Origin of the sequence: Azospirillum sp. B2RO_4 (assembly GCF_051124815.1) — a bacterium.
In the GTDB taxonomy this organism is placed as follows: domain Bacteria; phylum Pseudomonadota; class Alphaproteobacteria; order Azospirillales; family Azospirillaceae; genus Azospirillum.
Genome location: NZ_CP118485.1, coordinates 2,024,217 through 2,048,019 on the forward strand (window position 1 = coordinate 2,024,217; position 23,803 = coordinate 2,048,019).

The 23,803-nt window shown below is 66.9% G+C and carries 27 protein-coding genes; 7 read left to right on the top strand and 20 right to left on the bottom strand.

Annotation, left to right across the window (positions count from 1 at the left end; translation table 11 throughout):
- Positions 1–61: 61 nt before the first annotated feature.
- Positions 62–769, bottom strand: a complete 708-nt coding sequence (gene phoU, locus PWS46_RS09590) for a phosphate signaling complex protein PhoU (protein ID WP_434614254.1) — start codon at positions 767–769, stop codon at positions 62–64.
- Between phoU and PWS46_RS09595 the strand changes: the two genes are divergently transcribed.
- From PWS46_RS09595 to mrdA, 6 genes are all read left to right on the top strand, one after another.
- Positions 768–980, top strand: a complete 213-nt coding sequence (locus tag PWS46_RS09595; RefSeq protein ID WP_434614257.1) for a hypothetical protein — start codon at positions 768–770, stop codon at positions 978–980. The two genes, phoU and PWS46_RS09595, sit on opposite strands and share 2 nt — an antisense overlap.
- Positions 977–1,516, top strand: a complete 540-nt coding sequence (locus PWS46_RS09600; RefSeq protein WP_434614260.1) for a TIGR00645 family protein — start codon at positions 977–979, stop codon at positions 1,514–1,516. The genes PWS46_RS09595 and PWS46_RS09600 overlap by 4 nt, the downstream gene beginning before the upstream one ends.
- A 352-nt stretch (positions 1,517–1,868) precedes the next feature.
- Positions 1,869–2,909, top strand: a complete 1,041-nt coding sequence (locus PWS46_RS09605; protein WP_012974729.1) for a rod shape-determining protein — start codon at positions 1,869–1,871, stop codon at positions 2,907–2,909.
- A gap of 94 nt (positions 2,910–3,003) precedes the next feature.
- A complete protein-coding gene (mreC, locus tag PWS46_RS09610) occupies positions 3,004–3,873 on the top strand; it encodes a rod shape-determining protein MreC (RefSeq protein WP_085089966.1) in 870 nt (289 codons plus the stop codon).
- Between the two features lie 54 nt (positions 3,874–3,927).
- Complete coding sequence (gene mreD, locus PWS46_RS09615; protein ID WP_085089967.1) at positions 3,928–4,440, top strand: rod shape-determining protein MreD; 513 nt, start codon at positions 3,928–3,930, stop codon at positions 4,438–4,440.
- Positions 4,441–4,458: 18 nt separating this feature from the next.
- Entirely contained in the window at positions 4,459–6,348 is a 1,890-nt protein-coding gene (gene mrdA, locus PWS46_RS09620) for a penicillin-binding protein 2 (RefSeq protein ID WP_434614265.1), read from the top strand.
- A 93-nt stretch (positions 6,349–6,441) separates the two neighbouring features.
- Here the strand turns inward: mrdA and ilvC are convergent, their stop codons facing one another.
- The 5 genes from ilvC to miaA form a co-directional block, all read right to left on the bottom strand.
- On the bottom strand, positions 6,442–7,461 hold the full coding sequence (ilvC, locus tag PWS46_RS09625) for a ketol-acid reductoisomerase (protein ID WP_014248441.1): 1,020 nt from the start codon (positions 7,459–7,461) through the stop codon (positions 6,442–6,444).
- A 184-nt stretch (positions 7,462–7,645) separates the two neighbouring features.
- Entirely contained in the window at positions 7,646–8,152 is a 507-nt protein-coding gene (gene ilvN / locus PWS46_RS09630) for an acetolactate synthase small subunit (protein WP_109074020.1), read from the bottom strand.
- A gap of 35 nt (positions 8,153–8,187) precedes the next feature.
- A complete protein-coding gene (locus PWS46_RS09635; RefSeq protein WP_434614269.1) occupies positions 8,188–9,951 on the bottom strand; it encodes an acetolactate synthase 3 large subunit in 1,764 nt (587 codons plus the stop codon).
- 348 nt (positions 9,952–10,299) lie between these two features.
- A complete protein-coding gene (locus tag PWS46_RS09640; RefSeq protein WP_434614272.1) occupies positions 10,300–11,511 on the bottom strand; it encodes a PLP-dependent aminotransferase family protein in 1,212 nt (403 codons plus the stop codon).
- Positions 11,512–11,528: 17 nt separating this feature from the next.
- Positions 11,529–12,521 (bottom strand): tRNA (adenosine(37)-N6)-dimethylallyltransferase MiaA, encoded by a 993-nt coding sequence (miaA, locus tag PWS46_RS09645; protein ID WP_434614275.1) that lies wholly within the window; start codon positions 12,519–12,521, stop codon positions 11,529–11,531.
- 146 nt (positions 12,522–12,667) lie between these two features.
- Between miaA and serB the strand changes: the two genes are divergently transcribed.
- Positions 12,668–13,561 (top strand): phosphoserine phosphatase SerB, encoded by an 894-nt coding sequence (serB, locus tag PWS46_RS09650; protein ID WP_434614278.1) that lies wholly within the window; start codon positions 12,668–12,670, stop codon positions 13,559–13,561.
- 28 nt (positions 13,562–13,589) lie between these two features.
- Here serB and PWS46_RS09655 read toward each other — a convergent pair whose 3' ends face one another.
- The 14 genes from PWS46_RS09655 to PWS46_RS09720 all read right to left on the bottom strand — a co-directional run bounded on the left by PWS46_RS09655 (position 13,590) and on the right by PWS46_RS09720 (position 23,747).
- Entirely contained in the window at positions 13,590–14,000 is a 411-nt protein-coding gene (locus PWS46_RS09655) for a bacteriohemerythrin (RefSeq protein ID WP_295834987.1), read from the bottom strand.
- A 186-nt stretch (positions 14,001–14,186) separates the two neighbouring features.
- A complete protein-coding gene (gene fabI / locus PWS46_RS09660) occupies positions 14,187–14,972 on the bottom strand; it encodes an enoyl-ACP reductase FabI (protein WP_085089975.1) in 786 nt (261 codons plus the stop codon).
- Positions 14,973–15,292: 320 nt separating this feature from the next.
- Positions 15,293–15,745, bottom strand: a complete 453-nt coding sequence (locus PWS46_RS09665) for a YgaP family membrane protein (RefSeq protein ID WP_434614282.1) — start codon at positions 15,743–15,745, stop codon at positions 15,293–15,295.
- Between the two features lie 60 nt (positions 15,746–15,805).
- Entirely contained in the window at positions 15,806–16,657 is an 852-nt protein-coding gene (locus PWS46_RS09670) for a PRC-barrel domain-containing protein (RefSeq protein WP_434614285.1), read from the bottom strand.
- 162 nt (positions 16,658–16,819) lie between these two features.
- Complete coding sequence (ureG, locus tag PWS46_RS09675; RefSeq protein ID WP_085089978.1) at positions 16,820–17,464, bottom strand: urease accessory protein UreG; 645 nt, start codon at positions 17,462–17,464, stop codon at positions 16,820–16,822.
- Positions 17,461–18,180, bottom strand: a complete 720-nt coding sequence (locus PWS46_RS09680; protein WP_434614288.1) for an urease accessory protein UreF — start codon at positions 18,178–18,180, stop codon at positions 17,461–17,463. Before PWS46_RS09680 ends, ureG begins: the two co-directional genes overlap by 4 nt.
- Positions 18,164–18,646 (bottom strand): urease accessory protein UreE, encoded by a 483-nt coding sequence (locus PWS46_RS09685; RefSeq protein WP_434614291.1) that lies wholly within the window; start codon positions 18,644–18,646, stop codon positions 18,164–18,166. The genes PWS46_RS09680 and PWS46_RS09685 overlap by 17 nt, the downstream gene beginning before the upstream one ends.
- Before the next feature lie 3 nt (positions 18,647–18,649).
- Entirely contained in the window at positions 18,650–19,489 is an 840-nt protein-coding gene (gene murI / locus PWS46_RS09690; RefSeq protein ID WP_434614294.1) for a glutamate racemase, read from the bottom strand.
- A gap of 143 nt (positions 19,490–19,632) precedes the next feature.
- Positions 19,633–21,342: an urease subunit alpha gene (gene ureC, locus PWS46_RS09695; protein ID WP_434614297.1), complete on the bottom strand. Its 1,710-nt coding sequence runs from the start codon at positions 21,340–21,342 to the stop codon at positions 19,633–19,635.
- A gap of 26 nt (positions 21,343–21,368) precedes the next feature.
- Positions 21,369–21,674, bottom strand: coding sequence for an urease subunit beta (locus PWS46_RS09700; RefSeq protein WP_109074033.1), 306 nt, complete (start codon positions 21,672–21,674; stop codon positions 21,369–21,371).
- A gap of 12 nt (positions 21,675–21,686) precedes the next feature.
- Positions 21,687–21,989: an urease subunit gamma gene (locus tag PWS46_RS09705; RefSeq protein WP_434614300.1), complete on the bottom strand. Its 303-nt coding sequence runs from the start codon at positions 21,987–21,989 to the stop codon at positions 21,687–21,689.
- Between the two features lie 105 nt (positions 21,990–22,094).
- Entirely contained in the window at positions 22,095–22,595 is a 501-nt protein-coding gene (locus PWS46_RS09710; RefSeq protein ID WP_434614303.1) for a hypothetical protein, read from the bottom strand.
- Positions 22,592–22,783: a hypothetical protein gene (locus tag PWS46_RS09715; RefSeq protein WP_434614306.1), complete on the bottom strand. Its 192-nt coding sequence runs from the start codon at positions 22,781–22,783 to the stop codon at positions 22,592–22,594. Before PWS46_RS09715 ends, PWS46_RS09710 begins: the two co-directional genes overlap by 4 nt.
- A gap of 97 nt (positions 22,784–22,880) precedes the next feature.
- Entirely contained in the window at positions 22,881–23,747 is an 867-nt protein-coding gene (locus PWS46_RS09720) for an urease accessory protein UreD (RefSeq protein WP_434619964.1), read from the bottom strand.
- Positions 23,748–23,803: the final 56 nt, after the last annotated feature.

A 23,803-nucleotide genomic window follows, 5' to 3' on the forward strand; every position in this document is an offset into this window, starting at 1 on the left:
TCCCCCATAGGCCCGGTGAGGCGCCGCACGATGGCCTTATGCCTTGCGGCGCTGCACCGTTTCAGCTCACCGGATCATAGGAATGGTCGGCCTTCGGACGCTCGTCCAGCAGGGCTTCGCCGGTGCTGACGAAATAGACGACCTCGGCGATGTTGGTCGCGTGATCGCCGATCCGCTCCAGGTTCTTGGCGATCATCATCAGGTGCATATGCGCCGTGAATTGCTCCGGCGCCGCCAGTGCCGACCGTTCCACCTCCGCAACGAGGCTGGTGTAGAGCGCATCCACCTCGTCGTCGGTGCGCCAGATGCGCAGAGCCGCCTCGCCGTCGTTGTCGACATAGGCGTCGATGACGGCGCTGAGCCGTTCGCGCACCAGCCGGCCGAGCTGCGGCAGCCCCGCCATCGATCCGGCGTCGGGCAGGCTGAAGATGGCGACGGCCCGCTTGGCGGTGTTGGCGGCATGGTCGCCGATCCGCTCCAGGTTGCCGGCGATCTTCAGCGCCGCGATCACCTCGCGCAGGTCGTCGGCAACCGGTTGGCGCAGGGCCAGCAGGCGCATGCAGTGGGCTTCGATGTCATGTTCGAAGGAGTCGAGTCGCGCATCCGACTCCACGATTTCCCGCGCAAGCTCGGGATTGCGCTGGGCCAGGCAGGTCAGCGCCTGATCGATCTGCGTCTCCGCAGCGCCGGCCATCTGCACGATGGCGGATTTCAGCCGCTTCAGCGCGTCCTCGAACGCGGACACGATGTGCGGAGCGGAGGTCTTCATGGTCGCCAAACCCTTCCCGGCGGTCTTGTGCAAAGCCCTCACCATAGCTCCCGGACGTTACGGTACGATGACAATCCTTATGACCAAAGGCGGCTTCCACTCCCTCTCGCGCGTTCAGGAAAAAGCCGGATTGATTTTGCGGCGCAGCATTGCGACACATCGCGGAGTCCGCGCTATTCCCTCCCTCAACGACGTGCCGAACCCGCCATGATCGAACGCCGCTTTGAACAGATCATTTTCGCAAGCCGCTGGCTCCTCGCCCCCTTCTATCTCGGGCTGGTCGTCTCGCTGGGCGCCCTGCTGGTGAAGTTCACGCAGGAGATCCTGCACATCATCCCGCATGTGCTGGAGATGAGCGAGAAGGACGTGCTTCTGGCCGTGCTGACGCTGATCGACCTGTCCTTCGCCGGCAACCTTCTGCTGATGGTGATCTTCGCCGGCTATGAGAACTTCGTCTCCAAGATCGACGTCGCCAATCACGAGGACCGGCCGGACTGGATGGGCAAGGTCGATTTCGGCGGATTGAAGCTGAAACTGATCGCCTCGATCGTCGCCATCTCGGGCATTCACCTGCTGAAGGCCTTCATGAACCTGTCGCAGACCTCGCGCGACGAGTTGATGTGGCTGGTCATCATCCACATGACCTTCGTGATCTCCGGCGTTCTGCTCGCCTGCATGGACAGGCTGGAGGGCCACCACGCCCCCGCCGCGAAGCCGGGAGCCAAATCCGCGGCGGACCAGCACTGAATTGCCGGGCACGGACGGCAGAAGGCCGTTGCGGCGCTGCATCGACAGGGATAGACACGTCACGGCCACACCGGCTTTCCGGGCTGTCGGCGGATCGGAACGGGCTTGACCGCAGGGCTTCTGGCCGTTGACGGAATATTAACCCTAACCCGCCAATGTCCCGATCACCAGACACCGCGCCGCTGCGGTCACCGGACCTCCGGAGGCCGTATCTGCGGCAGGTTTCAGGGCTGCCGGGCGCACTCTCCGCTTGAGCGTGCGGGCGCATTCGACTATGGAACCGTTGGCGGGCATGCTATGCCAGTCCGCCGGCTCGGCCGTCTCAACCGCTTTGATAGAGTTCGTCAGCTCCATGCTCTCCAAACTGCTCGGCGTTCTGTCCGCCGACATGGCGATCGATCTGGGGACGGCCAACACCCTGGTCTATGTCAAGGGCCGCGGCATCGTCCTGAACGAACCGTCCGTCGTCGCCATCGCCAACGTGCGCGGCAAAAAGCAGGTCCTCGCCGTCGGTGACGAGGCGAAGATGATGCTTGGCCGCACGCCCGGAAACATCCAGGCCATCCGGCCGCTTCGCGACGGCGTCATCGCCGATTTCGAAGTTGCGGAGGAAATGATCAAGCATTTCATCCGCAAGGTTCACAACCGCCGCAGCTTCGCCAGCCCGCAGGTCATCATCTGCGTGCCGTCGGGCTCGACCGCGGTGGAACGCCGGGCGATCCAGGAATCGGCGGAGGCCGCCGGCGCCCGCCGCGTCTTCCTGATCGAGGAGCCGATGGCCGCCGCGATCGGCGCCGGGCTGCCGGTGACCGAACCGACGGGTTCGATGGTCGTCGACATCGGCGGCGGCACCACCGAAGTGGCCGTGCTGTCGCTGGGCGGCATCGTCTACTCGCGGTCGGTCCGCGTCGGCGGCGACAAGATGGACGAGGCCATCATCGGCTACATCCGCCGCAGCCACAATCTGCTGGTCGGCGAAGGCTCCGCCGAGCGGATCAAGAAGGAAATCGGCTCTGCCTGTCCGCCCGAGGACGGTGAAGGCCGCATCCTGGAGATCAAGGGCCGCGACCTGATGAACGGCGTGCCCAAGGAGTTGATCATCTCCGAACGCCAGATCGCCGAGTCGCTGGCCGAGCCCGTCTCCGCCATCGTCGAAGCGGTGAAGGTCGCGCTGGAGCACACCGCTCCGGAACTGGCTGCCGACATCGTCGACAAGGGCATCGTGCTGACCGGCGGCGGCGCCCTGCTGGGCAACCTGGACTTCGTCCTGCGCCACGCCACCGGCCTGCCGGTGTCGATCGCCGACGATCCTCTCTCCTGCGTGGCGCTCGGCACCGGTCGCGCGCTGGAGGAGATGAAGACGCTGCGAAACGTCTTGGTCAGCGCCTACTGATTGGTGTATCCCTGGTTGGAAGGCCTCCGGTCCCACGCTCTCTCAGAGCGATCGAGGACCGGAGACGGACCGCGTATCTGGACGGGAATTTCCTGTGAAGCCACGCTCATCCGGCTCCGTCATCCGCCTTGCCGCCCCTTTGCGGGCTCTCGCGCAGCGCTTCTCCTTCCTTCTGCTGGTTCTGGCCTCCGTCGCGCTGATGATGGTGGGCAAGATCGAGTCCGTTTCGGTGGACAGCGCCCGCGCACGCGTGACCGATGCCTTCGCCCCCATCCTGGACGCCATCTCCCGCCCCGCCGCGACGGCGGCGCGCGTGGTCGAGTCCGCGGTGGAGCTTGAGAATGCCTTCGACGAGAACCAGCGGCTGAAGGCCGAGAACGCCCGGCTGCTTCAGTGGAAACAGGCGGCACTGCGGCTGGAGGCGGAGAACAACAGCCTGCGCAGCCTGCTGCGCGTCCGCCCCGAGCCGGCCGTCAACTACATCGCCGCCCGCGTAATCGCCACGCCCGGCAGTTCCTTCGTCCGCACGCTGGTGGTCACCGCCGGCCGGCGCGACGGGGTGCGCAAGGGACAGGCGGCGCTGGCCGGGGCCGGTCTGGTCGGCCGGGTGATCGAGGTCGGCGAATGGTCGTCCCGCGTCCTGCTGCTGACCGACATCAACGCCCGCATTCCGGTGATCCTGTCGAACACGCGCCAGCGCTCGATCCTGGCCGGCGACAATTCCGATCAGGCCAAGCTTCTCTACCTGCCGCCCGATTCGCCGATCCAGGTGGGCGAGCGGGTGGTGACCTCGGGTGACGGCGGTCTGTTTCCGCCCGGCCTGCCGGTCGGCGTGGTGACCGCGGTCAGCGAACGCGGCATCCGCGTCCTGCCCAGCGCCGATCTGTCGCGCGTCGAATATCTGCGTCTGGTAGATTTCGGCCTGCCGAGCACCGATCTGGACCCATCGCCGGATTCCAAGTGAGCTGGACGTGGATTTGAACCGGACGGACCGTCCGCCGGCCGGGAACTTGCCGATATGACGGCGACTTTCTGGCAGAAGGTGGACAAGACCGGGCGCAATCTGGCGCCCTTCGCCGTCACGGTGATGATGGTGCTGGTCGGCATGATCCCGGTGCCGGTGCCGGGCTACGCCCCGGTGGCACCGAACCTGACGCTGGTTTCGGTCTATTACTGGACCATCCACAGGCCTGACCTGATGCGTCCGGGGGTGGCCTTTCTGATCGGCTTGCTGCAGGATTTCCTGGTCGGCGGGCCGCTGGGCGTGAACGCCCTGCTGCTGGTCGTCGCCCAATGGGCGGTGCTGAACCAGCGCCGGGTGTTCCTGGCCAGCACCTTCGCCCTGCTGTGGTTCGGCTTTACGCTGGTGATGGCTGGTGCCGTGCTGCTGCAATGGCTGGCCTTCTCGGTGCTGGACGCCGCCGCGTTGTCGATCCTGCCGGCGCTGTTCCAGGGCCTGCTGACGGTGGCTGTGTTTCCTGCGGTGGGTTGGCTGCTGATCCGCGTCCACCGCGCGTTCCTGAACGGGTAAAGGGCCCCGACGGACCTCATGAGTTCAATCGATCGCGACACCGACCGCTCCCGCCTGCTGGCGCGCCGCGCCCTGGTGCTGGGCGGCATCAAGCTGGCCGGCCTGTCCGCGCTGGTCGGTCGCCTGTATTACCTGCAGGTCGTCGAGTCGGCCCGCTACACCATGCTGGCGGAAGAGAACCGCATCAGCCTGCGGCTGATCGCGCCCTCGCGCGGCAACATCGTCGACCGTTTCGGCGTGCCGCTGGCGGTGAACCAGCAGAACTACCGGGTCGTCGTGGTGTCGGAACGCACCCACAACATCCAGGAAACGCTCGACAAGATCTCCCGCATCGTGCCGCTGACCGACGGCGACCGCCGCCGCGTTCTGCGCGAACTGCACCGCAAGCGCCGCTTCGTGCCCGTCACCGTGCGCGAGAACCTGACGTGGGAGCAGGTGGCGACGCTGGAGACCAACACCCCCGACCTGCCCGGCGTGTCGATCGAGGTGGGCGAGTTGCGGCATTACCCGCAGGCGGACGCCACCGCCCATATCCTGGGCTATGTTGGTGCCGTGTCGGAAGCGGAACTGAGCGGCAACAGCGATCCCGTGCTGTCCCTTCCCGGCTTCCGCATCGGCAAGGCCGGCATCGAGAAGTTTCACGAGAAGGTGCTGCGCGGCACCGCCGGCACCAGCCAGTTGGAGGTCAACGCGGTCGGCCGAGTCATCCGCGAACTGTCGCGCGACGAAGGGCAGTCGGGCCGGGAAATTCAGCTGACCATCGACATGTCGCTGCAGCGCTTCGTGCAGGAAAGGCTGTCGCAGGAGGTCAGCGCCTCGGCGGTGGTGATGGACGTGCACACCGGCGGCATCTACGCCCTGTGCTCGCACCCCAGCTACGACCCCAACCAGTTCACCATGGGCATCAGCGCCGAACTGTGGGAGGAGCTGCTGTCCAACCCGGCGACGCCGCTGAACAACAAGGCGGTGGTCGGCCAATACCCGCCGGGCTCCACCTTCAAGATGATGGCGGCGCTGGCGGCGCTGGAATCGGGGGTGGTCAGCAACCGCCACACGGTGTTCTGTCCCGGCTACCTCGAGTTGGGCGACCACCGGTTCCACTGCTGGAAGCGGGGCGGACACGGCACTGTGGATTTCGTCGGCGCGCTGCGCCATTCCTGCGACGTGTTCTTCTACGACGTGTCGCGCCGGATCGGCATCGACCGCATCGCCGAGATGTCCAACCGCTTCGGCCTGGGTCATCGCACCGGCATCGACCTGCCGCACGAACGTGCCGGCCTGATCCCCTCCATCGCCTGGAAGAAGGCGACGCTGGGCAAGGGCTGGGACATGGGCGAGACGCTGGTCGCCTCCATCGGCCAGGGCTATGTGCTGACGACGCCGCTGCAGCTGGCGGTGATGGTTTGCCGGCTGGCCAATGGCGGCTATGCGGTCAAGCCGCACCTGACGAAGCAGATCAAGACGGTCAGCGGCGAACAGACCGCATGGCCCAGCATCGGCGTGAAGAAGGAGAGTCTCGACACCGTGCTGCGCGGCATGACCGAAGTGGTGAACGCCCCCAACGGTACCGCCTACAAGTCGCGAATCACCGAGGTCGGGTACGAGATGGCCGGCAAGACCGGGTCCGCCCAGGTCCGCCGAATCACGATGGCCGAGCGCAACAGCGGCGTGAAGAAGAACGAGGACCTGCCCTGGCGCGAGCGCGACCACGCTCTGTTCGTCGCCTTCGCGCCGATCCAGGCGCCGCGCTATGCCTGCGCCGTCTTCGTCGAGCATGGCGGCGGCGGATCGACCGCAGCGGCCCCCATCGCCCGCGACATCCTGCTGGAAACGCAGAAGCGCGACCCCGGCCGCGCCGCCGTCGCCGAAACCCCGCCGCCGAGCGGAATGCCGGAGCCGCGGGGGTAAAGCTCGCCCTCCCCGGCCCCGGAGAGAGTGCAAATGAAAAACGCGCCCCCGAAGGGACGCGCTTCTCAACAGACCGATGGGGCTTTCGCCGGATCAGTTCTTCGACTTGTCGACCAGACGGCGCTCGGCGATCCACGGCATCATGGCGCGCAGCTTCTCGCCGACCTTCTCGATCTCGTGCTCGGCGTTGCGGCGGCGGATGGCCTTGAAGGACGGCTGGCCGGCCTTGCACTCCAGCATCCAGTCGCGGACGAAGCGGCCTTCCTGGATGTCGGTCAGCACGCGCTTCATCTCGGCCTTGGTCTCGGGCGTGATGATGCGCGGGCCGGTGCGGTAGTCGCCGTACTCGGCCGTGTTGGAGATCGAGTAGCGCATGTTGGCCATGCCGCCCTCGTACATCAGGTCGACGATCAGCTTCACTTCGTGCAGGCACTCGAAGTAGGCCATCTCGGGGGCGTAGCCCGCCTCGACCAGCGTCTCGTAGCCGGCGCGGATCAGCTCGGTCAGGCCGCCGCAGAGCACGGCCTGCTCACCGAACAGGTCGGTCTCGCACTCTTCCTTGAAGGTCGTCTCGATGATGCCGGCGCGGCCGCCGCCATTGGCCGAGGCGTAGGACAGAGCGATGTCCAGCGCGTTGCCCGAGGCATTCTGGTGCACGGCGACCAGCGACGGCACGCCGCCGCCACGCTGGTATTCGCTGCGCACGGTGTGGCCGGGGCCCTTCGGCGCGATCATGAACACGTCGAGGTCGGCGCGCGGCTCGATCAGGTTGAAGTGGACGTTCAGGCCGTGCGCGAAGGCCAGGGCGGCGCCCTGCTTCATGTTCGGGGCCAGATCGTCACGGTACAGGTCGGCCTGCAGCTCGTCCGGGGTCAGAACCATCACGACGTCGGCCCAGGCGGCGGCTTCGGCCGGGGTCATCACGGTGAAGCCGGCGGTCTCGGCCTTCTTGATGGTGGCCGAACCCGGGCGGAGCGCGATCCGCACGTCCTTCACGCCGCTGTCACGCAGGTTGTGGGCGTGGGCATGGCCCTGGCTGCCGTAGCCGACGATGACGACCTTCTTGCCCTTGATCAGGTTGACGTCGGCATCACGATCGTAATAGACGCGCATTGAGATGGTTCCTTGAATTCGCAACGAACGAAGACAGAGTGCGTTTCCTGCGGCGGATTACTCCATTGAGCAAAGCCGTCCGTCAAGGGAAACAATCGCTCGATGAAGCGGCGAAACGCAAAGCTTCCTTGCGTTTTTGCCGCCCCAATCTTTCGCAGAATGCTGTTCTGCGGATAACGGCGCCTCAGAACGCCGCCGGTCCCTTCGACATGGCGACCACGCCGGTGCGGCTGGCTTCCACGAGGCCAAGCTGGCTCATCAGACCGACGAAGTCGTCGACCTGCTCGGTGGTGCCGGTCAGTTCGAAGATGAAGCTGGTCAGGGTGGCGTCCACCACCTTGGCCTGGAAGATGTCGGCGAGGCGAAGCGCCTCGATCCGGCGGTCGCCGGTGCCGGCCACCTTGACCAGCGCCAGTTCACGCTCCACCGACGGTCCCTCGTCGGTCAGGTCATGGACGCGGTGGACCGGAACCAGCCGGCCGAGCTGCGCCTTGATCTGCTCAATGATCATCCGGGTGCCGGAGGTGACCAGCGTGATGCGCGACAGGTGCTCGGCGTTGTTCACCTCCGCCACCGTCAGGCTTTCGATGTTATAGCCGCGGCCGGAGAACAGCCCGATGACGCGGGCGAGGACGCCCGGCTCGTTGTCCACCAGCACGGCGATGGTGTGCTTTTCGATCGCGTTTTCCATGAGACCCATTCCCCCGTTCGTTCGTCGTCAGCCGATCAGACCAGCACCATGCCGTCTTCCGGCGTGGCGTCGGACGGGCTGTCGTCCGGACCGAACAGGATCTCGTTGTGGGCCTTGCCGCCCGGAATCATCGGGAAGCAGTTCTCCTTCTGATCGACTGCGATGTCGACGATGCAGGGGCGGTCGGTGACGGCCAGCATCTTCTCGATCACCTGATCGACCTCGGCCACCGTGGTGGCGCGCAGGCCGACGCAGCCCCAGGCCTCCGCCAGCTTCACGAAGTCCGGCAGGGCTTCGGAATAGCTCTGGGAATAGCGCGAGCCGTGCAGCAGTTCCTGCCACTGGCGCACCATGCCCATATACTGGTTGTTCAGGATGAAGATCTTGACCGGCGCGCGGTACTGCACGGCCGTGCCGATCTCCTGCATGTTCATCAGGAAGGACGCCTCGCCCGACACGTCCACCACGATGGCGTCGGGATGGGCCAGCTGGGCGCCGATGGCGGCCGGCAGGCCGTAGCCCATGGTGCCCAGGCCGCCCGAGGTCATCCAGCGGTTCGGCTGGTCGAAGGGCAGGAACTGGGCGGCCCACATCTGGTGCTGGCCGACTTCCGTCGTGATGTAGTGGTCCTTGCCGCGCAGGGCCTCACGCAGGCGCTCCAGCGCGTACTGCGGCTTGATGACCGATTCGGTGCGGTTGTAGTTCAGGCAGTTGCGGGCGCGCCAGCCCTCGACCTTGCCCCACCACTCCTTCAGCGCCGCCTTGTCGGCGCTCTTGGCGCGCGCCTTCCAGATCCGCAGCATGTCTTCCAGAACGGCGCCGCAGTCGCCGACGATCGGGATGTCGACCGCCACGTTCTTGTTGATCGAGCTGGGGTCGATGTCGACATGGATCTTCTTGGAGCCCGGCGAGAAGGCCGACAGCTTTCCGGTCACGCGGTCGTCGAAGCGGGCGCCGATGTTGATCATGACGTCGCATTCGTACATGGCGAGGTTCGCCTCGTACGTACCGTGCATGCCGACCATGCCCAGCCACTGGTTGTCGGACGCCGGGAAGGCGCCCAGACCCATCAGGGTGGAGGTGATCGGAAAACCGGTGGTCTTGACGAACTGGGTCAGCAGCTTGGCGGCGAAGGGGCCGGCATTGATGACGCCGCCGCCGGTGTAGAAGACCGGCCGCTTGGCATTGGCGATCAGTTCCACCGCCTCTTCGATGCGGGCGATCTCCGCCTTCACCTGCGGACGGTAGGTCTTGTGCTTGACCTCCGCCGGCGGGACGTAGGTGCCGTCGGCGAACTGCACGTCCTTCGGGATGTCGACCAGCACCGGGCCGGGACGGCCGCTGCGCGCGACATAAAAGGCCTCGTGCAGGGTGCGGGCCAGGCTGTCGACGTCCTTCACCAGGTAATTGTGCTTGGTGCAGGGACGGGTGATGCCGGTGGTGTCGGCTTCCTGGAAGGCGTCGTTGCCGATCAGGTGGGTAGGCACTTGGCCCGACAGGCAGACGATCGGAATGCTGTCGCACAGGGCGTCCAGCAGGCCGGTCACCGCGTTGGTGGCGCCGGGGCCGGAGGTCACCAGCACGCAGCCGACCTTGCCGGTCGAGCGCGCGTAGCCCTCCGCCGCGTGAACCGCGGCCTGCTCGTGGCGTACAAGGACATGCTTCAGGTCGTTCTGCTGGAACAGCGCGTCGTAGATGGGAAGTACGGCGCCGCCGGGATAGCCGAAGATGATGTCAACGCCCTGATCCTTCAGGGCTTTGATGACGATCTGGGCGCCGGTCAGCTTCTGTTCGGACATCGGTCACGACCTTCTCATGTGGGCGCCTCCTCTAGGGCGCCCGGTTCCTTGGGAACACCAACCCTGCCGAGGGGGATGCCGCTCATATCAACGGCTTAGCCCCGATGGCCTGTGCTGGGACGGGCAAATTAGTCAAATCATCCGTCATAGGTCAACCCAATTCGCGAATGTTTGCAAAGTTTTTTTGCCGCAGTTTTTCCAATTGTTGCGCGCCCATTGGAGGTGACCGCCCCACCCCGTCCCCTGCCACTCCCCCTGCCCCGCCGGCGCTTGCCGCAAACGGAAACGGCGGCCGCACCGAAGCGCGGCCGCCGTTTCCAAAGGGCGACTGAGTGATGGGGCAGCCCGTCAGGCTGCGGTCTTCAGCAGTTCGCACAGCCGGCGGATGCCCTCGCGGATCTGGGCCGGCTTGGTGACGGAGAAGGCCAGACGCAGCGTGTTCTTGCCCGACCGGTCGGCATGGAAGGCCGAGCCCGGAACGAAGGCGACGTTGGCCTCCTTGATGGCGCGGGCCAGCAGCTCGGTGCCGTCGACGCCTTCCGGCGCTTCGATCCAGACGAACAGACCGCCTTCCGGCTTGGTCCAGGTGACGCCCGGCGGGGCGAATTCGTCCAGCGCCGCCAGCATGGCGTCGCGGCGCTCCTTGTACTGGGTGCGCAGCAGCTTGATGTGGCTGTCGAAGATCTGCGAGACGACGTCATGCATGACGATCTGGTTGATCGTGCTGGCATGCAGGTCGGCCGCCTGCTTCATCAGCACCAGCCGGTTCACCACTTCCGGCGCCGCATTGACCCAGCCCACGCGCATCGCCGGAACCATCGTCTTGGAGAAGGTGCCGCCGAAGATCACGTTGGTCAGCTTGCCGCCGTTGCGCTCGCAATCCAGCGCCGCCAGCAGCGGCAGATGCTCGCCGTCATAGCGCAGCTCGCAATAGGCGGTGTCCTCGATCACCGGCACGCCGGCCGCCTCGCAGGCGTCCAGGATGGCGTGGCGGCGGGCCAGCGTCACCGTGGTGCCGTTCGGGTTCTGGAAATCGGGGACGAGATAGAAGAACTTCGGCTTCTGGGCCAGCGCCTCGGTCAGCGCCGTCATCTCCGGCCCTTCCTCGTCCATCGGGATGGAGAGATAGGTCGGCTCGTAGGGCGAGAAGGCCTGCAGCGCGCCGAGATAGGTCGGGCGGGTGACGACGATCTTGTCGCCGGGGCCGATCAGCAGCTTGCCGACGAATTCCAGCACCTGCTGCGACCCGTTGGTGATGAGAACGCCGTCCAGCCCGACATTGACGCCCTTACGCCCCATGTAATCGCAGATCCATTCCCGCAGCGGCGTGTAGCCCTCGGTGATGGAATACTGCAGGGCGGCGCCGGCTCCCGCGTTGGACTGGAAGATCTTCTCGTAGGACCGCGCGATGGCGGAGCTGGGGAACAGATCCGGGTCGGGAATGCCGCCGGCGAAGGAGATGATCTCCGGGCGGTCGATCAGCTTCAGCAGTTCCCGGATTTCGGACGCCGTCATGCCGCCCACGCGGCCCGCGAACACATGACCCCAATCAACCGACACGGTGCTTCTCCTTCGGATCAGTAATTTAGTATCGTTCTCAGGCGGTCGAGCATTGCATTTCGTACCGCAGGCGAACAAGGCAGATCAATGGTATGGCAGCTATGCTGTCCTGTATCACTTACCAGCATATCAGAGAATTTGCCAACAATCTGATGCCGAAACCAAGTGACCTGCCGTTTGGCATAGCGACGGGTCGATTGCTGGGCCAGCGCAACGGCCTCGTCGAGCGGAATCTCGCCATGCAGGACGCGGCGCAGTTCCGGCACGCCCAAGGCCTTCAGCACCGGCAGGTCGGGGGCGAGCGCCTGCTCATCAGCCAGTGCGTCCAACCGCCGCACCTCCTCCAGTGCGCCCTGCTCCATCATCAGATGGAAGCGCTTGTCGCACTGGGCATAGAGGTCGGCCCGCGGCGGGTCGAGCACGAGGATGGTGAAGCGCAGATCCTCCGGCGCCCCCTGGGCCGTTTGGCTCTGCCAGTGGGAAAGCGGATGGCCGGTGGCCTCCATCACCTCCCAGGCGCGGGTCAGGCGGGTGGTGTCGCCGGGGTTCAGCTTGGCCGAGGCCGGGTCGCGGACGACCAGCTCGGCACGGAAGGCCTCGCCGCCAAGGGCCGCCAGCCGGGCATGGGCGGCGGCGCGCATCTCGTCCGGGATGGGCGGAACCTCGCTCAGGCCCTGCATGAGGGCCCGCAGATAGAGACCTGTGCCGCCGACCACCACCGGCAACCGGCCGTCAACCCTGGCGGCGGCGATCTCCGCCAGAGCCATCTCGCGCCAGCGCGCCGCCGACCCGCGTTCCGCCGCCGGCAGCACGCCATACAGGCGATGGGGCGCCCGCGCCAGATCCTCCGCCGGCGGCCGGGCGGTCAGCACGTCCAGATCGGCGTAGAGCTGCATGCTGTCGGCGTTGATGACGGTGCCGCCGAACGCCTCGGCAACCGCCAGCGCCAGCCCCGACTTGCCCGATGCGGTCGGGCCGCCGATGACGATGACATCGGTGAGCGTGTACATCGCCCTTCCATGGGGCCGCGACGCTCCCTTTGCAACACCCATCCGCATGCCCCAGCCGCATGCCGACGCCGAAGCTTCGTTGGACCGGACCCCGCGCCTGTGGTAGGCAGCGCGCAAAGGCCCTCTTTTGCTCGGGACACCCGCCGATGAACGCCGTCGCCACGCTGATCGCCCCCCGCACCGCCACGCTCGACGAGGCTGCCGTCCAGACCGCCAGGGCGGCGCTGGTGGGCCTGGGTGCCGATGCCGGCGCGCCGGCCTGGCTGGCTCCCGGCACCGCCTGCGATCTGCCTTTCGGCAACCTGGCGCCGGAACAGGCGGAGGCTGCGATCCGCCATGCCCTGGTTGGTGTAGCGCTGGACATCGTCGCCCAGCCGGCGGCGACCCGGCGCAAGCGGCTGCTGGTCGCCGACATGGAATCGACGATCATCGAGCAGGAGATGCTGGACGAGCTGGGCGACTATGTCGGGCTGAAGGACCACATCGCCGCCATCACCGCCCGCGCCATGAACGGCGAGATCGATTTCAAGGAGGCGGTGCGCGAGCGGGTCGCCTTGCTGAAGGGCCTGAAGGAGACGGTGATCGACGAGGTGTGGCAGCGCGCCACCCTGATGCCGGGCGCGGCCCAGCTGGTCGGCACCATGCGCGCCAACGGCGCCGCCTGTGTCCTGGTGTCGGGCGGCTTCCGTTGCTTCACCGGCCGGGTGCGCAGCTGGATCGGCTTCGACGACGACCGCGGCAACGAGCTGGAGGTGGTCGGCGGCGTGATGACCGGCAAGGTGATCGAGCCGATCCTGGACAGGGACAGCAAGCTGCAAGCACTGATGGCCTATGCCGGCGAGCACCGCGTGCCGATGGCGGAGACCATGGCCGTCGGCGACGGCGCCAACGATTTGCCGATGCTGCTGGCCGCCGGTCTGGGCGTCGCCTTCCACGCCAAGGCGGTGGTCGCTGCCGAAGCGCGCGCCCGCGTCGACCATGGCGACCTGACCGCCCTGCTCTATGCCCAGGGCTACCGGGCGGCGGAGTTCGTGGGGTAAGCGCTCGCTTCTCCCGCCGACGGATGCCTCACGCCCACACGCCGCGAACGTAAGGCGTCAGCTGCGTGTCCGTCAGGATGATGTGGCGGACCAGCCAGTCGGCGGTGAATTTATAGAGCCTCTCGGCGTTCTCGTGGGTGGGTTCGTTGGAGAACTGGTTCGACAGCTCGCTGACCTTCTGGACCGCGGCGCGGTGCATGGCGACATGCTCGTCGAATTTCGGGTAATGCACGATCTGCATGATCCGCTCTTCGCGGGCGAAATGCTCCTTGGTGTATTCCAGAAGCTTGATCAGGATCTTGGCAACGCGAACCGGCTGGAACCGCGGGGCGGCCAGCGCAGCGTCGAGTTCGTTCAGATACTCGATCAGGTGTTTGTGATCGTCGTCGATGGCCGGCTGCCCGACGCTCAACTGCCGTCGCCATGTGATGGCGCCCATGACCTTGCAGCCTCCCCCCTTAACCGGCACCTCGTTGGGGAGGATTATGAATGGTGTTACCAGCCCACCCAAACAGCCGCCGGCGTCACACGGCAATTTGACGCACCCGCGAGAGGCGAGCCGGAAATGAGCGGGGCGGATGCGTCGCCGCACCCGCCCCATTCCTCAATCAATGATTGATTTAACTCAACCGACGATCGAGTACCCGCAATCGACATAGGTGGTGTCGCCGGTGATGCCCTTGGCGCCATCGGTCGCGAGGAAGGCGGTGGTGTAGCCGACCTCCTCGATGGTCACCAGACGGCCTTCGGGCGCGCGCTCGGCAGCCTTGTTCATCAGCTCGTCGAAATGGGCGATGCCGGAGGCCGCGCGGGTCTTGATCGGGCCGGGCGAGATGGCGTGGACGCGGATGCCCTTCGGACCCAGCTCGGCGGCCAGATAGCGCACGCTGGCCTCCAGCGCCGCCTTGACCGGACCCATGACGCCATAATTGTCGATGACGCGGTTGGCGCCGAAATAGGACATGGTGAACAGCGACCCGCCGTCCTTCATCAGAGGCTCGGCGTATTTCGCCATGCGGATGAAGGAATGGCAGGAGACGTCCATCGCCTGCTGGAAGCCCTCGCGCGAGCAATCGACGACACGGCCGTGCAGGTCCTCCTTCGGCGCGAAAGCGATGCTGTGCAGCGCGAAGTCGAGCTTGCCCCACTTCTCGCCGATCTTGTCGAACATGGCTTTCAGCTGGCCTTCGCCGGTGACGTCCACCGGTTCGAAGATCTCGGCCTCCAGCTGCTGGGCCAGCGGCTCGACGAACTTCTTGGCCTTGTCGTTCAGATAGCTGACCGCGAGGTCGGCACCCATGGCGCGGAAGGCGCGGGCGCAGCCCCAGGCGATCGACTGGTCGTTGGCAATGCCAAGGACGAGCCCCTTCTTGCCTTCGAGCGTGGCGGCGGCGGGAATGATCGTGGTCATGCGGACTGTCCTGCGGTCAATGGGACGGGAGGAGCGGCCGCAACCCCGGCCGCCTTGCGCCGGGTGAGATCACGCGGCGCTCCTTGTGCAGTGCACCATAAACCAATCGCCGGAGGTCTGCAACGTGCAATGGGCGCGATCCGCACATGCGTCTCAATCATTGCGCAGCATTGTTCGGTGAGCATGCAGTAAAAGCAGAATTGCTACTGTTTCAGTCTTTCATTGATCCATATCAAAACGGCCCGCCGGCATAGGACCGGCGGACCGTTTCTTGATGACATTTCTGTTATGGCGTCACGCCGCTTGTGCGATCCGCCTCTTTAGCGAGCAACACCCGGCGAGAACGACGGCGGATCGCTGGCCGGGAAGGATTCCTGCGAAGCTTCGTCGACGATCTCCTCCTCACAGGCTTCCTCATAGATGTCGCCGGGATGCCGGGAGTAGGGATGGACGCCCTGGTCCACATCCTGCGACGGAATGGCCGCCCGGTCATTGTGCGTCCAGTCGGACAGCATCGCCTTGCCGGGGCAATAACCGGTCAGCCCGCGCGCGACCAGCGCCCCGCCGGCAAGCGCCATGGCGGCACCGGTCCAGTTGGGACGGCGCAGGCCCAGGACCGCCAGTACCACGCCGCCGGCCAGCGAGGCCAGCCGCTCGGTATGGCCGACGTTGATGCCATGGCCGACACCGCGAGCCCAATCGGACTCCTGGATGCGGTCGTTGAGGCCGCGCAGATTGCGCTGGGCCGTTTCGGTGATGGAAGAGAATTCCATGTCGGTCCTCCTGAATGCGGGTCCCGGTCGGGGATCGTCCGCCATCGGATCGTTATCGCGTCACTGTTGGGAAACCGGCGGCTGAGGGGTCCCGTTCCCGGAGGGTGCCTGCGAAGCGGACTCCGGCGCCGCCTGCGACGCACCACCCTTCCCGCTTCCCCCGCCGGTCTGCTGGCCGCTGGAGGAGCCGGCGGCGCCGCGGGCCTGCTGCAGTTCGCGGTTCAGGCGCGCCACCTCCTGCGACAGGCGCTGCACCTCCTGGCGCAGCGGGCCGGCCGAGGCATCGCCGCCGCCCGCCGAGCCGGCGATAGCGGCCAGCGTCGCCGAATCGCGCATCCAGTAGGGCGCCACGCCGTAATAGGTGTGGACCGCCATCGCCCATTGGCGGTCGTTCATGTTCGGACGGTTCTTCTCGTCGAAGCGGGGGGCATTGGTCAGCTTGTCCTTCGGCACATTCAGGACATAGCCGTCGCCGGACGGAGTGAACAGCGCCCACGGCACCGGGAAGTGGCTGTCGCCGATGCCGAGGAAGCCGCCCAGCTCGACCACCGCATAGGCGACCCGGCCGCTGGCGGGATCGATGATCAGTTCGGACACGCTGCCGAGATCCTTGCCGTCCGGGCTGCGCAGCTTGGCGTCCTCAAGCTCGTCGGCGGCGATGGCGCGGGGGTGGGCGATGGAGTCCTGCAGGGCCGCCGCCTCGCCCAGGATGGCTTGGCAGGCGGGCGCGTTGCCCTTCTGCGCCGCGGCCTGCGCCGCCTGCTGCAGGGCGCGGAGCTGTGCGGTTTCCTGCTGGGTCACCGGAGCGGGGGTGCCGGGTCCGGCGGCTTCGAGGGCCGCCGCCTGCTGTCCCAGCCGGTCGAGCCCCACCGCGCAATCGTCGGCCGCCAGCGCGGGCGCAGCGATGGTCAAGGGTCCCAGTGCGGCCAACAGCAGGGCCGTGCCCAAGGTCCTACTGGGGGTCGGGCGCATCATCGGGGCATCCTCCGGCTTGAATCGTCTCATGCCGTATGAACAGCATGGCCAAGCCGGAGGTTCCCGAACGCGAATCTTCTTCCAGTTGTGGAGGGGGGATCAGCCCGGCAGGGGCAGACCGCCGCGCTGGACGATGAAGGACTGGATGGCGTCCAGTCCCTCGCCCGCCTTGACGTTGGTGAAGACGAAGGGGCGGTCGCCGCGCATCTTGCGGGCGTCGCGGTCCATCACCTCCAGGCTGGCGCCGACCATCGGGGCAAGGTCGGTCTTGTTGATGACCAGCAGGTCCGACCGGGTGATGCCCGGCCCGCCCTTGCGCGGGATCTTGTCGCCGGCCGACACGTCGATGACGTAGATGGTGATGTCCGCCAACTCCGGCGAGAAGGTCGCCGCGAGGTTGTCGCCGCCCGATTCGATGAAGATCAGGTCGAGGTCGGGGAACTTCGCGTTCATCTGGTCGACGGCGGCGAGGTTGATCGAGGCATCCTCGCGGATCGCGGTGTGCGGACAGCCGCCGGTCTCCACCCCCATGATCCGTTCCGGCTTCAGTGCGCCGGAGCGGGTGAGGAATTCCGCGTCCTCCTTGGTGTAGATGTCGTTGGTGATCGCCGCGACCTCCCAATCGTCGCGCATGCGCTTGCACAGCGCGTCGGTCAGCGCGGTCTTGCCGGAGCCGACGGGGCCGCCGATGCCGACGCGAAGCGGACCGGCGTGGCTCTTTTCGATAGCGGGGAGAGCGCTCATGAGCGGAACAGCCTCGTATATTGGGTTTCGTGGATCATCGAGGTCCAGTCGACGGCCATCGCCCGGCCGCCGAGATCGTCCAGCGGGACGGTCAGCGCCGCCTCCGCAGCACTGTGGGTGATGGGGTCGAGCGCCGCCAGCGCCCGCTGCCCGTCGGTTTGTCCCAGCGGCACCAGCCGGACACCGGCCGACACCAGATTGGCGGCGAAGGCGTGCAGATAGGCGGTCAGCGCCGGCCCCTCCGCCACGCCGATCAGCGCCGACACCAGCGCCACCGCCACCGCATAGGCGACCGGCCGGCCGGTGGAGGCGATCACCGCATCCCAGCGCGGCAACCCGTCGAGCGGCCAGGCGGCGCGGATCGCCAGCAGGAAGGCCTGCCCCTGCGCCCGCGATTCGAGCGCGGTTTCGGCGGAGGCGCGCAGGATGTCGGCCCGCTCCACCGCCCAGGCGAAGCCGGCCTCGTCGCCGGCCAGCACGGCGCGATGGGCGGCGGCGAACAGCATGCCGTCGGTGCGACCGGCGCCGTGGCGCAGGATGCCGTCGAGCCAGACGATCATCGTCGCCCGATCCCGCACCAGCCCCTGCTCCACCGCCGCCTCGATCCCATGGCTGTAGGAGAAGCCGCCGACCGGAAAGCTGGGCGACAGCCACGCCAGCAGGAGCGTCAGGGCGTGGGTGGAGACGCCATCAGTGACTTCAATGCGAATGCCCATGCCCGCCGCCATGCGAATGTCCGCCATAGGCGCCGCCTTCGGGCATGAAGGGTGCCGTCACGTCACGCACCTCGGCCCCCAGACCGCGCAGCATATCCTCGATCACATGGTCGCGGCGCAGGCGGATGGTGTCGCCGACGATCTGCACCGGCAGGTGACGGTTGCCGAGATGCCAGGCGACCCGCGCGAAGGCCTCCACCGGGCCGGGCACGCGGACCTCCATCAACTCTTCCGGCGCTGCGACCACGCGCAGGAAGCTGCCGTCGCCCAGCTCCAGCCCGTCGCCGTCGTCCAGCGCCACCGCCCGCGGCAGGTCGAGCAGGAAGGCGCCGCCGGCATCGTCGGTCATCGCCATGCGGCGGCGGAAGCGGTCGTCGAAGGCCAGCGTCACGGAGCCGGACGCGCTCTCTGCCGGCCAATGGCCGCGGGCATGGACTCGGGTGGCGCGGCGGGTGGGATCGGTCATCAGCTAAAGCCGTTCGAAGGGGGTCGGGTGGCCGAAGAAGCGGCCGGCCAGTTCGCTGACCAGCGCCGCGTCCCCGGTGGTGAAGAATTTCAGTCCCCGCTCCGCCGGATCAGGCCGGTATTCGGGGTGGCGGTCGAGATACTGCTCCAGCGAGCGGGCGGTCAGCGTCGGTTGGCACAGCACCTCCACCCCCGGCGGCAACGCGCGGGCGAACAGGTGGCGGACCAGCGGGTAATGGGTGCAGCCCAGCACCACCGTGTCCAGCGGCTGGTTGCCCATCTTGTCCAGCAGGACACGGACATAGCCGGCGACCGCCGGTTCGATCTCGTCATCCGATGCGCCCCGCTCGATCAGCGGCACGAGGTCGGGGCAGGCCTGCTGCACGACGCGGACGGACGGTGCGCGCTTGCCGATCTCGCGCGGGAAGGAGCCGGAATTGACCGTCGCCGCCGTGGCGAAGATGCCGACGCTGCGCGGCTCGGCGAGATGGTCGGCCGGAACCGTATCCATCATCCACGGCACGCGGGTGATCGCCTCCACCATCGGCACCAGCACGCCCAGCACGTTGCGGCCGGGATGGGCCGACGGCAGCCATTCCTGCTGCAAACGGCGCAGCGCCACCGCCGCGGCGGTGTTGCAGGCGATGACGACCAGCCGGCAACCCTGGGCGAACAGCCGGTCCATCCCGGCGATGGTCAGCCGGTAGATGTCATCCTCGCTGCGCGGGCCGTAGGGCGCGGCGGCATGGTCGCCGAGATAGACGAAAGGCCGGTCGGGTGCCGCATCCACCAGGGCGCGCAGCACCGTCAATCCGCCATGTCCTGAGTCGAATACACCGATCACGAATAGACCCTGCTTAAGACTCCTTCTCCCCCCTGGGGAGAAGGTTGGGATGAGGGGGTTCGGCGCAGCCGAAGAGATCCTCAAAGCGGTTCCCCCCACCCTAACCCTCCCCCGCTGGGCGGGGGAGGGGAAGAAAAAACGCCTCAGAACAGGAAATACCGCTGCGCCATCGGCAGGACCTCGGCCGGTTCGCAGGTCAGTAGTTGCCCGTCCGCCCGAACCTCGTAGGTTTCCGGATCGACCTCGATGTGCGGGGTGGCGTCGTTGTGGATCATGTCCTTCTTGCCGACGGTGCGGGTGCCCTTGACGGCGATCAGCTCGCGCTGCAGGCCGAGATGGCGGCCGACCTCCAACTCCATCGCCTTGGCGCTGACGAAGGTGACGCTGCTGGCCTGGAGCGAGCGGCCGAAGGCGCCGAACATCGGGCGGTAATGCACCGGCTGCGGCGTCGGGATCGAGGCGTTGGGATCGCCCATCAGCGCGGCGGCGATGGTGCCGCACTTGATGACCATGTCCGGCTTCACACCGAAGAAGGCCGGCGACCACACCACCAGATCAGCCAACTTGCCGACCTCGACCGAGCCGACGACATGGTCGATGCCGTGCGACAGCGCCGGATTGATGGTGTATTTGGCGATGTAGCGCTTGACCCGGAAATTGTCGTTGTCACCGGTCTCCTGCGGCAGCCGGCCGCGCTGCAGCTTCATCTTGTGGGCGGTCTGCCAGGTGCGGATGATCACCTCGCCCAGCCGGCCCATCGCCTGGCTGTCCGACGAGATCATGGAGAAGACGCCCAGGTCGTGCAGGATGTCCTCCGCCGCGATGGTCTCGCGCCGGATGCGGCTTTCGGCGAAGGCGACGTCTTCGGGAATGCGCGGGCTGAGGTGGTGGCACACCATCAGCATGTCCAGATGCTCGTCCACCGTGTTGATGGTGAAGGGCCGCGTCGGGTTGGTCGAGCTGGGCAGCACGTTGGCGAGGCTGGCCACCCGGATGATGTCCGGCGCATGGCCGCCGCCCGCCCCTTCGGTGTGGAAGGTGTGGATGGTGCGGCCCTTGAACGCCGCGATGGTGTCCTCGACGAAGCCCGATTCGTTCAGCGTGTCGGTGTGGATCGCCACCTGGACGTCCAGATGGTCGGCGACGGTCAGGCAGGTGTCGATGGCGTCCGGCGTGGTGCCCCAATCCTCGTGCAGCTTCAGGCCGCAGGCGCCGGCGGCGACCTGCTCCAGCAGCGCGTCGGGGCGGCTGGTGTTGCCCTTGCCGAAGAAGCCGAGATTGATCGGCAGACCTTCGGCGGCCTGGAGCATCCGCTCCATATGCCACGGCCCCGGCGTGCAGGTGGTGGCGGAGGTTCCGGCTGCGGGACCGGTGCCGCCGCCCAGCATGGTGGTGACGCCGCTGTTCAGCGCCTCGTCCACCTGCTGCGGGCAGATGAAGTGGATGTGGGCGTCGATGCCGCCGGCGGTGACGATCTTGCCCTCGCCGGCGATCACCTCGGTGCCCGGACCGATGATGATGTCGACGCCGGGCTGGATGTCTGGGTTGCCGGCCTTGCCGATAGCGGCGATCCGCCCGCCGGTGATGCCGATGTCGGCCTTGACGATGCCCCAATGGTCGATGATCAGCGCATTGGTGATGACAGTGTCGACCGCCCCCTGGTGACGCGAGCGCTGGGATTGCCCCATGCCGTCGCGGATCACCTTGCCGCCGCCGAACTTCACCTCCTCGCCATAGACGGTGTGGTCGCGCTCGACCTCCACGATAAGGTCGGTGTCGGCCAGCCGGATGCGGTCGCCGGTGGTCGGGCCGTAGAGGGCCGCATATTCGGCCCGGTCGATGCGGTGCGCCATGTCCTTCGCCCTTCCCTGTCGGCCCGTCAGAGGGCGCCGTTGACCATGCGGTTGAAGCCGATCACCACCCGGTCGCCGCCATAGGCGACCAGCGTCACGCGCCGGGTCTGGCCGGGCTCGAAACGCACCGCCGTTCCGGCCGGAATGTCGAGCCGGAAGCCGCGTGCCTTCTCGCGGTCGAAGGTCAACGCGCTGTTGGTCTCGTAGAAGTGGAAGTGCGAGCCGACCTGGATCGGCCGGTCGCCGGCATTGGCGACGTCCAGTTCGACGGTGTCGCGGCCATCGTTCAGCACGATCTCGCCGGCCGCCGGGAAGATTTCACCGGGTTTCATGGGCTGCCCCCCTCAACGGATCGGCTGGTGGACGGTGACGAGCTTGGTGCCGTCAGGGAAGGTTGCTTCAACCTGGATGTCGTGGATCATGTCGGCCACGCCGTCCATCACCTGATCGCGGGTCAGCACGGTGGCGCCGTCGCGCATCAGCTCGGCCACCGTGCGGCCGTCGCGCGCGCCCTCCACCACATAGTCGGTGATGAGGGCGACCGCCTCCGGATGGTTCAGCTTGACGCCGCGGTCCAGTCGCCGCCGCGCCACCATCGCCGCCATCGCGACGAGCAGCTTGTCCTTCTCGCGCCCTGTCAGGTTCATCGGGGGATTGCCCTTTCGCCACCCTGTTCGTTACCGGCGATTATGCCACGCCGAAGCGGTCCGCCAAGTGCGTCGTATGACGTAGAGGGTTGAAAGTGCTGGACGTCAGTAACGGGGAATGTTCGTCCGTGCGCCGTTCAGCAGGCAATGGGCATGGAGCGTGCAGCACAGCCACTCAAGATTCGCCGGTGCTTCCTTCAGAAGACAGTATTCGAGGTCGTCCTGCAAAAGCCCGTCCACACGTGACGGCTCGATGCCGAGGAGAGCCACGATGACCGCATTCATCATGGTCGCCATCACGAGCCGGCGTGATTCGGGCGGCGAGTCGGCCGGGAACAGGAACAGCGATTCCGCCGGTATCCTCGACAGCAGCCAGACATAGAGCGCCGCAACCTTGTGGTTGGCCAGAAGGTTCCCGCCCATGCCGTGGCGGGTCACGAACTGGTCGCGCAAAGCGCCATAGTCCTCAACCAGTCGATCGAGGTGCAGGCTGTCGATCAGCAGAACGGGCCGGAGACCGGCCGGCAGTGCCGTGACGGCAGCACGTCCGCACTCGACTAGGAACTGCCGCCGCTTGAGAAACGGGGTCGATAATCGGTCGTTCATTCCTTCGCGGAGCCCTGCGCGATGCGCGCAGCCATCCGCTTGGATCGTTCGGCGAGGAAGGCGCTTGAGGCCGTCAGATGCCGCACCGCCGCCTCGTAATCGAGCACCTCACTGCCGTTGTCCATACGAACGCCATCCAGCCCGTCGACATCCGGCAGCGGTTCGTAATTCTTGCGGTAGGAGTCCATCAATCATGTCCTCAGCGCGCTGTACGCGACATGCGTACACCACAAGAGAGTATCACATTCGCGGAGAAAAAACGCCGCGCGTGTACACGCACTGCCCTCAAACCTCCCACAGCCGCGGCAGGCGGATGGGCAGGCCGGCGGCCTCGGCGCGCAAACCCGACCATAGCGTGGCATAGGCGCGACGCACGGCGCGGGCGTCGCCGCCGAGAATGCGGACGATCAGCAGACCGTCCAGCGCGGTGGCGCCGATGCGGGCGCCCTCCAGCGGTTCCGCCAGGGCACGCACGGCGTCGAGATGGGCCGGGGCGTCGGGGGCGGCGTGCAGCAGGGTGGCGCAGGCGGCGGCCCCCCCGAAGCCGGCGGGGTGGGCCAGCGCCTCGGCGATGTGGTCGTCCAGATGCAGGGCGTCAGCCCAGATCAGGCGGCCGTCGCGCGCGACCTCCCAGGCGTCGCGGATCAGGCCGCGCGTCACCGTTTCGCCGAAGGCGGCGCGGCCGAAGACCAGCATCTCGCCGGCAATGACCCGGCCGTCGCCCGACAGGTCGATGCGGGTCAGACGGCGCAGGCGGGAGCCTTCGAAGACGATCGCCTCCTGCGGCATCCATTCCAGCCAGCCGCCGTCCTCCACCGACAAGGCGGTGTCGATGCGGCAGTCGGGACCGGTGGAGCGATAGACCTTCTCGGCCGCCTGGGTGGTGACCAGCGCCCTGGCGCCCGATCCGACCGACAGCGCGATGTCCATGCGGTCACCGCCGACCATCCCGCCGGACGTGGTGGCGAGCACCGCGATGGGCAGGTCGTCGCGGCGCGGCGCCGGCATCAGCACCCGCAGCGGATCATGATGGTAGAGGGTCGCCAGCCGGGTCTCGCCGTGGCGATGTTCGAACCGGACGGTCGCCGCGCCATGGACGGCAACCTTCTTTTCCTCGCGGGCCGTCACCTCCGGCCTGTCGGTCACCGCCACCTGATCCAAGCGCCCGCTCCCCAACTGGAATCTGCGGGCGCCAGTCTGCCGGAAGC

Bases quoted from the DNA above. Each gene is read 5' to 3' on its own strand.
- PWS46_RS09685 (WP_434614291.1), bottom strand. From the start codon at position 18,646: ATGACCGATCCCACCCGCCGCGCCACCCGAGTCCATGCCCGCGGCCAT.
- ureC (WP_434614297.1), bottom strand. From the start codon at position 21,342: ATGGCGCACCGCATCGACCGGGCCGAATATGCGGCCCTCTACGGCCCG.
- fabI (WP_085089975.1), bottom strand. From the start codon at position 14,972: ATGACCACGATCATTCCCGCCGCCGCCACGCTCGAAGGCAAGAAGGGG.
- ilvC (WP_014248441.1), bottom strand. From the start codon at position 7,461: ATGCGCGTCTATTACGATCGTGATGCCGACGTCAACCTGATCAAGGGC.
- PWS46_RS09705 (WP_434614300.1), bottom strand. From the start codon at position 21,989: ATGAACCTGACAGGGCGCGAGAAGGACAAGCTGCTCGTCGCGATGGCG.
- PWS46_RS09665 (WP_434614282.1), bottom strand. From the start codon at position 15,745: ATGGAATTCTCTTCCATCACCGAAACGGCCCAGCGCAATCTGCGCGGC.
- mreD (WP_085089967.1), top strand. From the start codon at position 3,928: ATGACGGCGACTTTCTGGCAGAAGGTGGACAAGACCGGGCGCAATCTG.
- PWS46_RS09600 (WP_434614260.1), top strand. From the start codon at position 977: ATGATCGAACGCCGCTTTGAACAGATCATTTTCGCAAGCCGCTGGCTC.
- phoU (WP_434614254.1), bottom strand. From the start codon at position 769: ATGAAGACCTCCGCTCCGCACATCGTGTCCGCGTTCGAGGACGCGCTG.
- PWS46_RS09700 (WP_109074033.1), bottom strand. From the start codon at position 21,674: ATGAAACCCGGTGAAATCTTCCCGGCGGCCGGCGAGATCGTGCTGAAC.
- PWS46_RS09635 (WP_434614269.1), bottom strand. From the start codon at position 9,951: ATGTCCGAACAGAAGCTGACCGGCGCCCAGATCGTCATCAAAGCCCTG.
- ilvN (WP_109074020.1), bottom strand. From the start codon at position 8,152: ATGGAAAACGCGATCGAAAAGCACACCATCGCCGTGCTGGTGGACAAC.
- mrdA (WP_434614265.1), top strand. From the start codon at position 4,459: ATGAGTTCAATCGATCGCGACACCGACCGCTCCCGCCTGCTGGCGCGC.
- serB (WP_434614278.1), top strand. From the start codon at position 12,668: ATGAACGCCGTCGCCACGCTGATCGCCCCCCGCACCGCCACGCTCGAC.
- PWS46_RS09715 (WP_434614306.1), bottom strand. From the start codon at position 22,783: ATGGACTCCTACCGCAAGAATTACGAACCGCTGCCGGATGTCGACGGG.
- PWS46_RS09605 (WP_012974729.1), top strand. From the start codon at position 1,869: ATGCTCTCCAAACTGCTCGGCGTTCTGTCCGCCGACATGGCGATCGAT.
- ureG (WP_085089978.1), bottom strand. From the start codon at position 17,464: ATGAGCGCTCTCCCCGCTATCGAAAAGAGCCACGCCGGTCCGCTTCGC.
- PWS46_RS09655 (WP_295834987.1), bottom strand. From the start codon at position 14,000: ATGGGCGCCATCACATGGCGACGGCAGTTGAGCGTCGGGCAGCCGGCC.
- PWS46_RS09680 (WP_434614288.1), bottom strand. From the start codon at position 18,180: ATGGGCATTCGCATTGAAGTCACTGATGGCGTCTCCACCCACGCCCTG.
- PWS46_RS09710 (WP_434614303.1), bottom strand. From the start codon at position 22,595: ATGAACGACCGATTATCGACCCCGTTTCTCAAGCGGCGGCAGTTCCTA.
- miaA (WP_434614275.1), bottom strand. From the start codon at position 12,521: ATGTACACGCTCACCGATGTCATCGTCATCGGCGGCCCGACCGCATCG.
- PWS46_RS09595 (WP_434614257.1), top strand. From the start codon at position 768: ATGGTCGCCAAACCCTTCCCGGCGGTCTTGTGCAAAGCCCTCACCATA.